The sequence below is a fragment of the Paraburkholderia phymatum STM815 genome (assembly GCF_000020045.1).
GTDB lineage: Bacteria > Pseudomonadota > Gammaproteobacteria > Burkholderiales > Burkholderiaceae > Paraburkholderia > Paraburkholderia phymatum.
On record NC_010625.1, the window covers coordinates 346,758 to 360,413 of the forward strand.

The window sequence follows — 13,656 nt, forward strand, 5'->3', positions numbered from 1 at the left end:
CGTTCGCGGCCGGCGTGCGTGGTGTAAGATCGAGCCCCATTCCTGGACTCGTGCACACGTGAAGAAAACGATAGACCGTCATCAGGCGATTCTCGATCTCGTCCGTGCCCGCGATGCCAACGTCGAAGAGTTGTGCGCGGCGCTCGGCGTGTCGGAAGCGACGATACGCCGCGACCTGACGGCGCTCGCGAGGCAGAAGCGCCTCGTGCGCACGTATGGCGGCGCGACGGCATTGGTCGGCGTGCACGAGCCGGAAGCATCGCTCGAGGAGCGCAAGTCGGCGCAGCGCGAGCAAAAGGAATCGATCGCGCAGGCCGCGGCCGCACACGTGCTCGACGGCGATACCGTGCTGCTCGACGGCGGCACGACCTGTGCCGCGCTCGCGCGGCATCTGTCCACGCGCGAAGCGCTGCATGTCGTCACCAACAATCTGCTGGCGGTCACCGCGCTCGCGAATGCACCGGGCGTGCGGCTCACGCTGATCGGCGGCGAATTGCGCGGGTCCAGCATGAGCACGCTCGGGCCGCTGGCGGAATTGATCTTGAGCCGTCTGACCGTCGATCGCGCATTTCTCGGCGCAGACGGCGTGGTCGCGGGCTTCGGTCTGTGCGAAGCGTCGGCGCAACAGGCGTATCTGAAGGAATGCATCGTCTCGCGGGCCGCTGAAATCATCGTGCTTGCGGATTCGGACAAGCTTGGCCGCGCCCGTCAGCAGCATTGGACACCGATGCAACGCGACTGGCGGCTCATCACCTCGGCGAGCGCCGACGATGCGCTGCTCGCGCCGTTTCGCGCGCTCGATGAAGTGACTGTCGAACTCGCGCCCTGATCCGATACTGCGCCGCGTGTGTGCGGCGCTTCATTCAGCGCGCTGCCAGTCGGGCTGGCGCGTGACATGTTCCCTGACATCGGCAAGGCCAGCGAACTATGCTTCGAATGAGGCAGCCGCTTTCGCTGCCCATCACCGAAACGGGGAACGCTCATGCGCGTACACCAGGGGTTCACGGGATGCATCGGCGACACGCCGCTCATCAGGCTCGCAGCGCTCAGCGCCGAAACCGGCTGCGAAATTCTCGGCAAAGCGGAGTTCATGAATCCGGGCGGTTCGGTGAAAGATCGCGCCGCGCTGTACATCATTCTCGACGCCGAGCGCCGTGGCGCGCTCAAACCCGGCGGCACGGTCGTGGAAGGCACGGCGGGCAACACGGGCATCGGCCTCGCGCACCTGTGCGCGGCGCGCGGCTATCGCTGCGTGATCGTGATTCCCGACACGCAATCGCCCGCAAAAATGGAACTGCTGCGCGTGCTCGGCGCTGAAGTGCGGCCAGTGCCCGCTGCGCCGTACAAAGATCCGAACAACTATCAGAAGATTGCGGGCCGCCTCGCTCGGGAACTCGACAACGCGATCTGGTCGAATCAATTCGACAACGTCGCCAACCGCCTGGCCCACTACGAGACCACGGGTCCCGAAATCTGGCGCGACACGGCAGGCACGATCGATGCCTTCGTGTGCTCGACGGGCACGGGCGGCACGCTTGCGGGCGTCAGCCGCTTTCTGAAGGAACAGGACCCGCAAGTGCGCATTGCGCTCGCGGACCCGCACGGCAGCGGTCTGTACAGCTACGTGAAAACGGGCGAGATCCAGGTGGAAGGCAGTTCGATCACTGAGGGCATCGGTTCGAGCCGCGTCACAGCCAATCTGGAAGGCACGGCGATCGACGACGCGTTCCGCATCGACGATCAGTCTTGCGTGACGATGGTGTACCGCTTGTTGCGGGAAGAAGGGCTGTATGTCGGCGGATCGACGGGAATCAATGTGGCGGCCGCCGTCGCGCTCGCGCGGCAGATGGGACCGGGCCACACGATCGTCACGCCGCTGTGCGACCGCGGCGAACTGTATCGCGCGCGGCTCTTCAATCCGGAGTGGCTGGCGCAGAAGGGCCTCGTCGCCAGGTGAACAAACGCAATGCGGATCATGCACGAGCGAACTATCCTGAATGAATCGCCTGCGACTTTCGACACGGAGGTGTGTCATGTCAATGTCTGCGACTCTCCAGGGGTGCCTTACGGACAAGGGCTCCCGTTATGAAATCGTGCGTCATCCATACAGCCATTCGAGCATGGAAACGGCGGCCGCCGCGCATGTCCCCGGCGACCGACTGGCGAAGACCGTGCTCTTCGAGGACGAGCAGGGCTATGTCGCTGCTGTGCTGTCGTCCACCCACGCCGTGCGCCTCGCCGAGCTATCGTCGAAAACGGGACGGCACCTCTCGCTCGCGAAGGAAGGGGACTTGCGCGAACTGTTCAAAGATTGCGAATACGGCGCGCTGCCGCCCGTTTGCACGGCGTACGGCATGAAAACGTATCTGGACGAGAGCCTCGTGCGTCAACCTGATGTGTATTTCGAATCCGGTGATCACGAAGCGCTCGTGCATATGGATGGCGAACAGTTTCTCGCGCTGATGGACGGCGCCGAGCGCGCGCATTTCGGGCGGCGGATGCAAGGCATGTCGGTCTGAGCGCGTGTTGCACCGGTTATTGGCGGGTTACGTCTCGAAGCGGTTGCCCGCGTCGCGCAGACGCCGGATGCCGCTGTCGAGATGTGCCCGCGCACTTTCCTTGTCGCCCAGGCGCATCTGCTCATAAGCGAGTTGCGCGACGGCGTGCGGCACGGTTTTGAGCGGGCGGTTGCTCTGCATCGCCTTGAGTTGCACTTGCGCCGCGCGTTCCAGATAGTAGAGATCGTCCCACGCCTCCGCGATGCTCGCGCCCGCCACCATCACGCCGTGGTTCTTCAGGAACAGGATGTCCGCGTCGCCCATTGCGTTCGCGATGCGGTCACCTTCGGAGGTATCGAGGGCGAGGCCGTTGTATTCCTCGTCGACGGCGGTGCGGCCGTAGAACTTCAACGCTGTTTGTCCGAGCCACAGCAGCGGCGGCCCTTCGATCAGACACAGCGCGGTCGCGTTCGGCATGTGCGTGTGGAAGGCAGCCTTCACGCGTGGCATCGCTTTGTGCAAGCGCGCATGAATGAAGAACGCTGTTGCTTCCGGCTTGCCTTCGCCTTCGATCACGTTGCCGTCGAAATCGCAGATCAGCAGGCGCGATGCCGTGATCTCGGAGAACGCATAGCCGTACGGATTGACGAAGAACAGGTCGTCATGTCCTGGTACGACCGCGGAAAAATGATTGCATACGCCTTCTTCGAAGCCATGTTGTGCGGCAAGCTGAAAGCACGCGGCCAGTTCGACGCGGGCAGTGTGCACTGCGTCGGAATCGAGCGCGTCGCGGCGCGATAGAGCGGAAGTCTTGACGTCGAGCGTATGAGCCATTGCAGGTCCTCTTTACGTTTCACCAGCCGAGCGACGTGAACAGCGGAGGCACCTGGCCGAGCGTCGCCAGAATCGCGTCGGGTGTGTAGTCCGGCAAGAGCTGGCGCCCCGTGCCGCGATCGATCCACACGCAACGAAAGCCGATGTCGCGCGCCGCCGCATGATCCAGATGCGGGCTCGCGCAGATATGCACGACGTCGTCATACGCGACGCCGAGCTGTTCGTGAGCATAGTCGAAAAGCCGCCGGTCGGGTTTGTATGCGCCCGCCTGCTGCGCGGTAATGACGCGGTCGATATGGCCGCCGAGTTGCGCGACGTTGCCCGCAATCACGTCGTCGTCGGTGTTCGACACGATGCACAGCCGGTAGCCGGCTTCCTTCAATGCATGCAGCGTGGCGACCACTTCAGGGAAGGGCGGCATCGCGGAGATGCGCTCAGTGAGCAGGCGGATGTCGCTGACCTCCGCGTGCAGGTCGAATTCTTCGAGCGCGATGCGCAGCGCCTCGCCCGCGACCTCGCGAAACGAGCGGTGCGGCGGCGTCTGTTCGAGCGCATGCTCGTGACGGTCGTAGACGGCAATGAACTTGCGAGGATCGATGGCAGCTGCGTGCTTGCTTGCCAGGATCGCGGACACGGCGTTCTGCAGCCCTTCGTCCCATTGAATCAGCGTGCCGTAGCAATCAAAGGTCAGCCACGACGGGCGGCGTGTGTTTTCGAGCGACATGGTCGTTTCTTTCCGTAAGCGTCGATGTGCAGCACAGGCTAAGCCGTACGGACGATATCGGGAAATTAAATTAAAATGGCATAGTCAGTGGAAACACAAATATGAGGTAACGCGCCGTGCTCGATCTCGAACTCCTGAAGACGCTCGTTTGCGTCGTCGACGAAGGCAGTTTCACGCGGGCGGGCGATCGCGTGCACCGCACGCAGTCCACCGTCAGCCAGCAGGTGCGACGTCTGGAGGAACGGGTGGGGCGCACGTTGCTGATGCGCGACCGCACGGGCAATCAGGTGACGGCGACCGAACATGGCGAGTTGCTCACGCACTATGCGCGCCGTCTGATCGCGCTGTCACAGGAGGCGCAGGACGCGCTCGCCAGCGACGTATCGCGCGTGCCGATCCGCATCGGGGTACCCGAGGACTTTTGCGCGAAGCGTATGGCGTCGATCCTGTCGGGCTTCGTGAAGGCGCGGCCGGATGCGCGGCTCGAAACGGTCACGGGCATGAGCGGCGATCTGCAGCGCAAGCTGTCAGGCGGCGAGATCGATATCGCGCTGGTCAAGCGCGAGCCGGGCAGCGGGCCGAGTCTCGCTGCATGGCCCGAATCGCTCGTGTGGGTGCGCGGCCGCCAGGTCGAAGTGCCGTCCGAAGAGGGCGAACCCGTTCCGCTCGCGCTGTTTCCGCAAGGCTGCGTGTACCGCAAGCGCGCCATCCGCACGCTCGATCAGTCGAAACGCAGCTGGCGGGTCGCATTCGGCAGCCACAGCCTGACGGGTATTCAGGCAGCGGTGGCTTCCGGGCTCGGCATCACGGTTCTGCCGACTACGGCCGTGCTGCCCGAGCACAGCCTGTGCTTCGATCTGCCGCGTCTGCCGCCCACCGAACTCGCGTTGGTCGGTGCGGGCGGCGCGCTGAACGCGGTGCAGTCCGCGCTCGTCGATTTTCTGCGCGAAGCGGTGACCGTCTAGCCCGCGGCGCGGCGCGCGAAGCGGGGATTCTCCCGTCGGGGCAAGCCGAGGTTATCGCGCAACGGCTCGAATCACGTGACCGCGTGACTGCGCTTGATCGCGTCCGGAAGCATGTTGAGCGCGGCGAGATGATCGGCCATGAAGAACGCGGCGAAGCACGCGTTCGAGCGTCTGCGCAAAACGTATCAGATGCGCGATGCTGACGTCGGCATCGGGATACGCGCCGGGAAGCGCCACGCGTCTAATGACAGGCACGATACGACGGCACGATACGACGGCACGATACGACGGGCGCGCGGCGGTGTTTCGTGCGCGCGGTGTTGGCCGGAGTCGAACAACGGGTCATCCGACGTTGGCGTTCGTCCGTCATTTCGGCTCGACGACCTGCCCGCCGTTGCGATTGCAACGGCTGCCAAAGCCTTTGGTTCCGGGCCTCCCGCCTTTCGCGGGACGCGATTGGTATAGCTCCTGCGAAAGTCGCTGCGGGCCGCATGACGGCCCTGTCTGGCGCTAGCCGCCGCATCCGCAATGGAGTCCCATATGAACGCGAAACTATTCGGCGCGCTACTGACCGCGTGCTCCTTCGCTATGCCTGCCTTCGCTGGCGGTTACCACGCTGCTTCCGATGCCCGGACAGCGGGTGTCATCAAGGCGTCCCAGGTTCGGAAAGCCGCTCCGACCGTCTCGCCTGATGGCGGCACGAGTTCCGCAGGTTCGAGGAATCACGGCGCCGTCGGCGGCACCAGATCGGGAAAATCGGAGTCCGGGCGGCGCGAGCAGCCCGACAGCATCGATCCGATGTATCGCGGCGGCTGAGTGCTTCCCATATGCAGCATTTTCGCGCCCTTCTGCATTGGGCGTGCCAAACTGTTCGCCAAATCCGGCTAATGACGGGGGTTGCTTGTTTTTGCTATCCCGCGCGTTCTATCCTGTGTGGTTTCGAAACCGAAAGGGGATAGCGTGGACCGCATTCAGGCAATGGAAGTGTTCACTCGTGTGGTCGATGCAAACAGCTTCACGCGTGCCGCCGAACAACTCGGCATGCCGCGCGCGACGGTGACGACGACCATCCAGAATCTCGAGGCGGTGCTCGGCGTGCGTCTGATGAACCGGACCACGCGGCGTCTGTCGCTCACGCCGGAAGGCGCCGCGTACTACGAACACTGCATCCGCATCATCACGGACATCGCGGAAACGGACGCGAGTTTCCAGGCAGGCAACCGCAAGCCGAGCGGCGCGTTGCGCGTGCACATGCCGAACTCGCTCGGCCGTCACCTGGTGATCCCTGCATTGCAGAGCTTTCATCAGCGCTATCCGGACATCGCGCTTGATCTCGGCCTGTCGGACCGGCCCGTCGATCCCGTCGAGGAGGGCATCGATTGCATGATCCGGGCAGGCGCGCTCGAAGATTCGTCGATGGTCGCGCGGCGCATCGGCACGCTCAAGCGCGTCACCTGCGCATCGCCCGATTACCTCGTGCGCTTTGGCGAGCCGCAGAGCATCGACGATCTCGCGATGCATCACGCGGTGAATTTCCGCGTTGCGCACGGCACGCGCCCGATGCCGTGGATCATCCTCGTCGACGGCAAGCCGATCGAAGTGCGCATGAACGGCGTGGTCACGGTCAACGATTCCGAGGCGTATGTGAAGTGCGGGATGGAAGGCTTCGGCCTGATTCAGCCAATGCTGTTCATGGTCGCGCCGCAACTGCGCGATGGTTCGCTGAAGGAAGTGCTGCCCGCGTTCAAGCCGAAGCCCAAGCCCATTTCGATCGTGTACCCGAACAACCGGCATCTGTCCGCGAAGGTGCGCGTGTTCGCCGACTGGGTCGCCGAACTGTTCGAATCGACGCCCGCGCTGGCAGGCAGCGAAGGGCGGCGGATCGCCGTGCCCAGGCGCGAGGCGCAACCGGATCATGGGCCGATTGCGGCATAGCGGGGTCCGATGGTGCAGCGGGTTCGTTTTATGCATCACGTTATGACATAAAACGAATAATTCGCCTTGCCGATCAGACTATTGGAACCACCCGGCATATTCCATGTCGGAAAACCATATCGCGCTTGCAATTGGGAGGGGTGCGAAATGGATACGGTACAGCCGGGGGCTACACCCCTTTCCGAAGAAGATGCACACCGGCAATTGCGCCGCGCCGTCATCGCCAGCACGATCGGCACGACGATTGAATGGTACGACTTCTTCCTCTACAGCACCGTTACGGGTCTCGTTTTCGCCAAGTTGTACTTCCCGGAATCGGACCCGCTCGTCGGCACATTGCAGGCGTTCCTGATCTACGCGGTCGGTTTTATTGCGCGCCCTGTCGGCGCGGCCATATTCGGGCACTACGGTGATCGCATCGGACGCAAGGCGACGCTGATCGTCACGCTGCTGCTGATGGGGCTGGCCACTTTCGCCGTTGCCTTTGTTCCGACGTATGCGACGATCGGAATCTGGGGCGCGGTCCTGCTCACCATCTTGCGTTTCATCCAGGGTGTCGGCGTGGGCGGCGAGTGGGGCGGCTCGGTGCTGATGTCGATGGAATGGGCGCGTACCAATGCGCATCGTGGTTTCGTGGCGTCCTGGCCGCAATTCGGCGTGCCTGCCGGGCTGTTCATCGCGAACCTCGCGGTATTGGCGATGAGCCAGCTATCGGGCAGCGCTTTTCTCACGTGGGGCTGGCGCGTGCCGTTTTTCCTCAGCATCGTGCTGGTCGCGATCGGCCTTTATATCCGGCTGAACATTCTGGAGACGCCGATCTTTGCGCGCCTGCTCGCGGAACGGAAGATAGAGAAGGCGCCGACGCTCGAAGTGATTCGCCGTCAGCCGAAAGACATTCTGCTGTCCGCATTGTCGCGTATGGCCGAACAGGCGCCGTTCTATATTTTCACGGCCTTCGTGTTCACCTATGGCGTCCGGACGCTGGGCGCGTCGCGCGATCTGTTGCTGACGGCCGTGCTCGCGGCTTCCCTGCTCGAGTTTGTCACGATCCCTCTGTTCGGTCACGTATCCGATCTGATCGGGCGCAAGCGGATGTACATGATCGGCGCGGCGATGGCCGGCCTATTCGGCTTCGTTTACTTTGCGATGGTCGATACGAAGAACCCGACGTGGATCTTCGCCGCCATCGTGCTCTCGCTGGTGCCGCATTCGATGATGTACGGCCCACAGGCGGCATTGATCGCGGAGACGTTCACGGGGCGCCTGCGTTATAGCGGGGCATCGCTCGGCTATCAGCTTGCGTCGGTGATTGCGGGCGGGCCCGCGCCGCTGATCGCGACCGCGCTGTTCGCCTACTACCACTCGGGCTATGCGATTGCGGCGTACGTGTTCGTGTGTGCCGTGATCAGTCTGGTGGCTGCATCACGTCTGGGCGACTATACGAACCGCGATATTTCGCGGGAATACGACGAAGCGCGAACGATGGGCGACCACGGGCATGCGCATGCCCGTTGACGCGCCGCTGTGTGGCGGCGACAAAAAACAGCGTACGCGCGGCCGTGTGATGCATGCGTCGATGCATCGCGCGGCTCGTGCTCGGGCACCCAGTTCACGCTTTGAATTCCAGCGATCTGACCGTTCGCATTTGCGCGCGGGTCGTGACGCGTTTCATATCTCGACTGGCTATTCCAGCGACTTCCACTGGCGGTAACCGCCCACGATTAAGAGGCTTTGCTCCCTGGAAAGTGCTGTCCAACGGGACATCATCGGCAAAGCCGCTTAGCTGAGCGTACGGAACGCAAAAGGCCAAGTCCTAATTCGCCACCCCTGGCGAAACCGATATAGCCACGGCCTCGCTGCGCACGATCTCAACCTGATCTCCGACGTGAATATCCCGCAACTGCTCGGGATCCACCAGCACATTCTCCTTCCCTTGTGGCCCACGAACCGTAATGTGTTCCCCGTTCGCATCGATAGCGACGACATCGCCCACAATCGTCACCTCGCGACGGATCGTGCCGCCGGGCTTGGTCCCGGAAGCAGCCGGCAACAGGATCTGCTTCTCGCTGGAAGACCGCGGCCCGCTCGTTTTCTTCAAACTCAGCGACCTCGCTTCGTGATACTCGGTGGTGACGATATCGCCGATCTTCAGTTGATCGAAATTGCGCACCTGCTCGCCGGCCTTCAGTTCTTCCGTCTTGCCGTTTTTGTTCTTGAGCGTAACGGTCCGCGTGGCGGGATCGATGGCCGTGACCGTCGCGACGACCGTCGTCGTGCCCCTCACCGTGGTCTTGTTATTGCCTCTTTCGACTTCCACGGATGGCTGCGTCTGGGCCATTGCGGCCCGGCCCGTCGTCATCGCGACGACGGCTGCTGCAACGAAAAAACGGATCTTCATTGTCGTGCTCCCTCTCATGGCGGCGTATCCAGCCAACGTCGGATTACGCCTTGATCGTCAGCGCCCGCACGCGGCGCTTGTCTCGCAGAAATGCCAGCAGCAGCGCCGCCACGCCGCACGCTGCGATGACGGTCAACAGCGCGCCTTTGCCGCTGTGAACGAGCAACCAGCCTCCGACCGTCGGAAAACCAAACGCGCCAATGAAGTACGCGGTCACGAACCACGTCAGAACGGCATTGTGATGCGTCACCTCGGTATCGTTGACGAGTTGCGTCTGCATGACGGGATAGACTAGGCCATATCCCGTTCCGAACAGCACCGCCGCCGTCACCTGAAAGAACACGTGGACGGGCACAGCGAACATCGATGCAATGCCAAGCACCATGACGACGAGCAGCATCTTTGTCGCGGTTTCAGTCGGGACCCTGGCGACGAGTCGCGACAGCAGCCAGCGCATCGACACCACGGTTAGCGTATAGAGACTGAAGAACGTGCTCGCTTGTGCATGCGTGCCTTGAACCAGGGACATCTGGAAGGTCATGATGCCGGAGAAAACGCAAGCGCCGAGCGCAATCATGAGGATGGGATAGACGGCACGCGTGCGGGCAATCGCGCCAAGATCGCCGAGCCATCGCGCTTTTTTTGTTTCGCCGGGCGAATGCGGCGAGAGCCGGCCGAAGATCTCCAGTAGAACGGACGCGATCGCACAAAGGCCCGCGATGACGCCAAGCGCGTTGTTGACGGACCAGTGCAAAAAGTGGATCGCGTATGCCGCAAGCGCAGGGCAGCCGCCGATTCCCGCCATCTGGAACGTGCCGAAGCGCAGAAACCACGTACCGCGGTTGGCTGTATGTGTGCGCTCAGATAACGCCAGCGGCGCGGCAACATAGAACGCGCCCCAGCCGAGACCAAGAAGAAATCCCGCCATCACTTCGAGCGAACTGTCGCGTATCGCTGCTGAAAAGCCCGCCAGCCCGATGCCGACGCCCAGTGCGGAAAGCGAGGCCATGCGCGCCGTGCCGATGCGCGGCGCGAGCGAGCGGACGGCTGTCACGCCCGCGAATGTTCCGAGCACGCCGCCCGCGAGCGCGATGCCCGTATCGAACTCGTTTCCGCCGATGGACCGGAAGCGCATCGAAAGAAGAAAGGTGGCGCCGTATCCCGCGCCCGTCAGCAGCGTACCGATGAGCAAAAGCATCGCGCCCGCAGGACGCATGTTGGTCGAGGTGAAGGTTGGCACGGCGTTGGGTCGGTCATCGTTAGGCGAAATAGTATGGACTGGCGGGGCACTTCCATTCAACGACGGGGCGCGCCGTCGACCGCCTCGTCGCTGATAGGGCCGCAAATCAGACTAGCAAGCAATCGTCGTGCCGCGCACTCGTTCGTCACCCGTGCAGCCAGCACGGCTGTCGGCCGCAAGCGGCGGCCAGTGCGTTGCTGGGGCCAACTGCTTCACTGCGGCTTGTCGCTCAACCGGGCGAGCATCGCGTCGCCGATCTGAAATTGCCCGCGGGCCCTGAGCGCTTCACCAGCACCGCGAATGTCGCGCGCTTCCTTGTTCTGGCTCAGCTTGCTCTTGCCGACCAGCCGCGTGATTTCGATCTCCAGCCCGACAATCGTCTGGATCAGGGTATCGATGTAATCCTTCGGCGCGTCGGCCATCTTCCACGGTTGCGCTTGCGATGCTTCATGCTTGCGAGTCAGCCGGCCCACGACGCCGCGTACGTATCGTTCGTCATCGCGAACGGTGATGCGGCCATACGCATGGACGACGATGTAGTTCCACGTCGGCACCTGCCTGTGCGCTTCGTGCTTGCTCGGATACCAGTTTGGCGAAATATAAGCGTCGCCGGCGCGAAAGACGGCGAGCACTTCATCGCCGTTCGCGACATCCTGCCAGACGGGATTGGCCCGCGCGACATGCGCGCGCAGTACGCCCAGGCTCTCTCCTTCCACGGCCAGTTCGAAAGGGATGTGATTCGCATCCAGTCCGCTCTTGCCATGCGTCACCAGCATCCCGAACGGATGCTGCGCGATGTGTGCGTGCAGCACTTCGCGGTTGTCTTCGTTGAATTGACTGGGTAGGTACATTTCGACTCCACTTGCCTGGCGAGGTGTGAGGTGAGTGATCCGAGCGGCCATTGTGGCCGGAAACTGGTTTATGCTAAAGATCCAGTTTGAACAATTATTGGTGAACCAGAATCATGGCGAGAACGGCCGGGAGGGTGGAAATCCCGTGGATCGGCACGCTCGATCGCGCGGCGGGCAATCTGAGCCGTCAGGTCGCACAGGCACTTCGTGAAGCGGTGCGCAACGGCGATGTATTGCCCGGCGATGCGCTGCCGTCCACACGTCTGCTGGCGGAGTCGTTGCAAATCGCGCGCGGTACGGTTATCGAGGCCTACCAGCAGTTGATCGCCGAAGGGTTCCTGGAGTCGAGAGGAGGTGCCGGCACGCGCGTCGCACACGCGCTCGCCGAAGCGCCACCGGCCAGCGAGCCGCGCGCCGTCCGCGGGCGTACGGCGCGGCCCGTCTTGCCCGAGCCTGCCACCGCGTTTGCGCAGATCGCGCAGGAGTTCAGGCCGCTTCCGCACGTGCCGTTTGCGATCTCCGTTCCCGTGGGTCTCACGGCGCCTGCCGACATCTGGCGACGGCTCGGCAACCGGCTGCGTGCCAAGGGTCCGGGCGCGCCGGCGGGCTACACCGACCCACTAGGCGCGCTGCCGCTGCGGGAGGCGATTGCGAGTTACGTGCGCAAGTCGCGCTCAGTGCGTTGCGAGCCGGGACAGGTCATCGTGACCAGCGGAACGCAGCAGGGTCTCTTCCTCGCGTGTCAGGTGTTGCTCGGTCCGCGCGATCAGGCGTGGGTTGAAAATCCGGCCTATCGTGGCGTGACGGCCATACTTGAGAGTACGGGCCGTCGCGATACGATGGTTCGCGTACCCGTCGACGTTGAAGGTATCGACGTCGAAGCAGGCATACGCAAGGCGCCGCACGCGCGGGCTGCGTTCGTGACAGCGTCGCACCAGTATCCGCTGGGCATGCCGATGAGCATGGCGCGGCGCAACGCATTGCTCGCGTGGGCACGCGCCAGCCACGCGTGGGTAGTGGAGGACGACTACGACAGCGAGCTTCGATACGAGGGCTATCCGTTTCCGTCGCTTCAGGGGCTGGATCCAGATCGGGTGATCTATCTCGGCACCTTCAGCAAGATCCTGTTTCCATCGCTGCGTCTCGGTTATGCGATCGTCCCCGACGATCTCGTCGATGCGTTCTGCGGCGCGCGCGTGCTGATGGACCGTCACCCGCCCAATGCCGATCAGCACGTACTGGCGGCCTTCATGGCCGAGGGCCATCTGGAGCGTCATATCCGCAAGGTTCGCAACGTGTACTTCGAACATCGGGTGCAGCTGATCGAAACGCTCGAAACCTTGCTTCCCAAGGAACTCGCATGGATTGAACCCGGCGATCAGGGTATGCATTTCGTCCTGTGGCTCGCGGAAGGTATCGACGACCGGAAAGTTGTCGATCTGGCGGCGCGCGCGGGCGTTTCCGTGCGTGCGGTGTCGCCGACCTTTGCGCCGGGGACCGCACGTCCGGGTCTGATACTTGGATTCGGGGGCTTCAGCGGTGCGCAGATGAACGTGGCAGCACAGCGTCTTGCAGACGTTATCGTCGCAGAGGCGCAGTCACCCGGACGACGTGGCGCTGTGCGCGAGCCGTCCACAGGCAAAGTTGGATCGCGCCGCCGGACCTCGTGCAATTAGTCTCGAAGACGGGTTGCTACTTCCAGCGCCGTTGGCTCATGAGCTTGACGATGTTGACCGTCGGCCCGCTGGTCATCAGGCCGGGGAGGTCGTCGAGATGAACCCAGCGGCACCTCGCGATTTCGTTACTCGGGCGCGCTTTAGCGCGGTTCGAAATCTCGCAGGCGATCACGTGATGATGCTTCTGCTTGCCGCGAAAGTCGAAGAGGTGCTTGGCTGACTTGCCGGAGAGCCGCGTTTCTTCCTTGAGTTCCCGAAGTGCGGCATCCGTGCGAGCTTCGCCCCGCTTGAGTATTCCGCCCGGCAAAGCCCACTTTGATTGACTGCGTGCGACGAGGAGGATTCGCTTACCTCTGCGGCAAATCACGGTGGCGCGCTTCTTCAAACCGTCCTCCCACTGATGTCCCAGGCATTCTGGAGGCGCGCACGATGCGCCACCGTATCGGGCAGTATTGACCTAGCCGCGTATGCTAATACAGAACGGCAGAAGCGGGTGGTATCTCGAGGCGAGCACGGCGTACACGCGACGCGAACA

13 protein-coding genes and 1 pseudogene are annotated in these 13,656 nt (G+C 63.0%); 7 read left to right on the forward strand and 7 right to left on the reverse strand.

Going from position 1 to position 13,656, the window contains the following annotated elements:
• Window positions 1–58 precede the first annotated feature (58 nt).
• The 3 genes from BPHY_RS29210 (at window position 59) to BPHY_RS29220 (ending at window position 2,519) form a co-directional block, all read left to right on the forward strand.
• On the forward strand, window positions 59–829 hold the full coding sequence (locus BPHY_RS29210; protein ID WP_012405063.1) for a DeoR/GlpR family DNA-binding transcription regulator: 771 nt from the start codon (window positions 59–61) through the stop codon (window positions 827–829).
• Window positions 830–982: 153 nt separating this feature from the next.
• Window positions 983–1,957 (forward strand): cysteine synthase A, encoded by a 975-nt coding sequence (locus BPHY_RS29215; RefSeq protein WP_012405064.1) that lies wholly within the window; start codon window positions 983–985, stop codon window positions 1,955–1,957.
• A gap of 76 nt (window positions 1,958–2,033) precedes the next feature.
• Window positions 2,034–2,519 carry an aminoacyl-tRNA deacylase gene (locus BPHY_RS29220; protein ID WP_012405065.1) on the forward strand — a complete coding sequence of 162 codons (486 nt, stop codon included), beginning with the start codon at window positions 2,034–2,036 and terminating at the stop codon, window positions 2,517–2,519.
• A gap of 27 nt (window positions 2,520–2,546) precedes the next feature.
• On the opposite strand, the gene BPHY_RS29225 is transcribed toward BPHY_RS29220, so the two are convergent.
• Both BPHY_RS29225 and BPHY_RS29230 read right to left on the reverse strand, forming a co-directional pair.
• On the reverse strand, window positions 2,547–3,332 hold the full coding sequence (locus BPHY_RS29225; RefSeq protein WP_012405066.1) for an aldolase: 786 nt from the start codon (window positions 3,330–3,332) through the stop codon (window positions 2,547–2,549).
• 19 nt (window positions 3,333–3,351) lie between these two features.
• Window positions 3,352–4,056 carry a haloacid dehalogenase type II gene (locus BPHY_RS29230; RefSeq protein WP_012405067.1) on the reverse strand — a complete coding sequence of 235 codons (705 nt, stop codon included), beginning with the start codon at window positions 4,054–4,056 and terminating at the stop codon, window positions 3,352–3,354.
• Between the two features lie 116 nt (window positions 4,057–4,172).
• Between BPHY_RS29230 and BPHY_RS29235 the strand changes: the two genes are divergently transcribed.
• A complete protein-coding gene (locus BPHY_RS29235; RefSeq protein WP_012405068.1) occupies window positions 4,173–5,021 on the forward strand; it encodes a LysR family transcriptional regulator in 849 nt (282 codons plus the stop codon).
• Between the two features lie 74 nt (window positions 5,022–5,095).
• Here the strand turns inward: BPHY_RS29235 and BPHY_RS43390 are convergent.
• Window positions 5,096–5,279 (reverse strand): annotated as a pseudogene (locus BPHY_RS43390) (hypothetical protein); the annotation flags it as partial.
• 702 nt (window positions 5,280–5,981) lie between these two features.
• On the opposite strand from BPHY_RS43390, the gene BPHY_RS29240 reads away from it, so the two are divergent.
• Window positions 5,982–6,956 (forward strand): LysR family transcriptional regulator, encoded by a 975-nt coding sequence (locus tag BPHY_RS29240; protein ID WP_012405070.1) that lies wholly within the window; start codon window positions 5,982–5,984, stop codon window positions 6,954–6,956.
• A gap of 147 nt (window positions 6,957–7,103) precedes the next feature.
• Window positions 7,104–8,471 (forward strand): MFS transporter, encoded by a 1,368-nt coding sequence (locus tag BPHY_RS29245; protein WP_012405071.1) that lies wholly within the window; start codon window positions 7,104–7,106, stop codon window positions 8,469–8,471.
• Between the two features lie 298 nt (window positions 8,472–8,769).
• On the opposite strand, the gene BPHY_RS29250 is transcribed toward BPHY_RS29245, so the two are convergent.
• From BPHY_RS29250 to BPHY_RS29260, 3 genes are all read right to left on the reverse strand, one after another.
• On the reverse strand, window positions 8,770–9,354 hold the full coding sequence (locus tag BPHY_RS29250; RefSeq protein ID WP_012405072.1) for a hypothetical protein: 585 nt from the start codon (window positions 9,352–9,354) through the stop codon (window positions 8,770–8,772).
• 43 nt (window positions 9,355–9,397) lie between these two features.
• Complete coding sequence (locus BPHY_RS29255; RefSeq protein WP_012405073.1) at window positions 9,398–10,570, reverse strand: MFS transporter; 1,173 nt, start codon at window positions 10,568–10,570, stop codon at window positions 9,398–9,400.
• Between the two features lie 236 nt (window positions 10,571–10,806).
• Window positions 10,807–11,445 carry an FMN-binding negative transcriptional regulator gene (locus tag BPHY_RS29260; RefSeq protein WP_012405074.1) on the reverse strand — a complete coding sequence of 213 codons (639 nt, stop codon included), beginning with the start codon at window positions 11,443–11,445 and terminating at the stop codon, window positions 10,807–10,809.
• Between the two features lie 113 nt (window positions 11,446–11,558).
• Between BPHY_RS29260 and pdxR the strand changes: the two genes are divergently transcribed.
• Window positions 11,559–13,121, forward strand: coding sequence for a MocR-like pyridoxine biosynthesis transcription factor PdxR (pdxR, locus tag BPHY_RS29265; protein WP_012405075.1), 1,563 nt, complete (start codon window positions 11,559–11,561; stop codon window positions 13,119–13,121).
• 16 nt (window positions 13,122–13,137) lie between these two features.
• Here the strand turns inward: pdxR and BPHY_RS29270 are convergent, their stop codons facing one another.
• Entirely contained in the window at window positions 13,138–13,506 is a 369-nt protein-coding gene (locus BPHY_RS29270) for an NUDIX hydrolase (RefSeq protein WP_012405076.1), read from the reverse strand.
• Window positions 13,507–13,656: the final 150 nt, after the last annotated feature.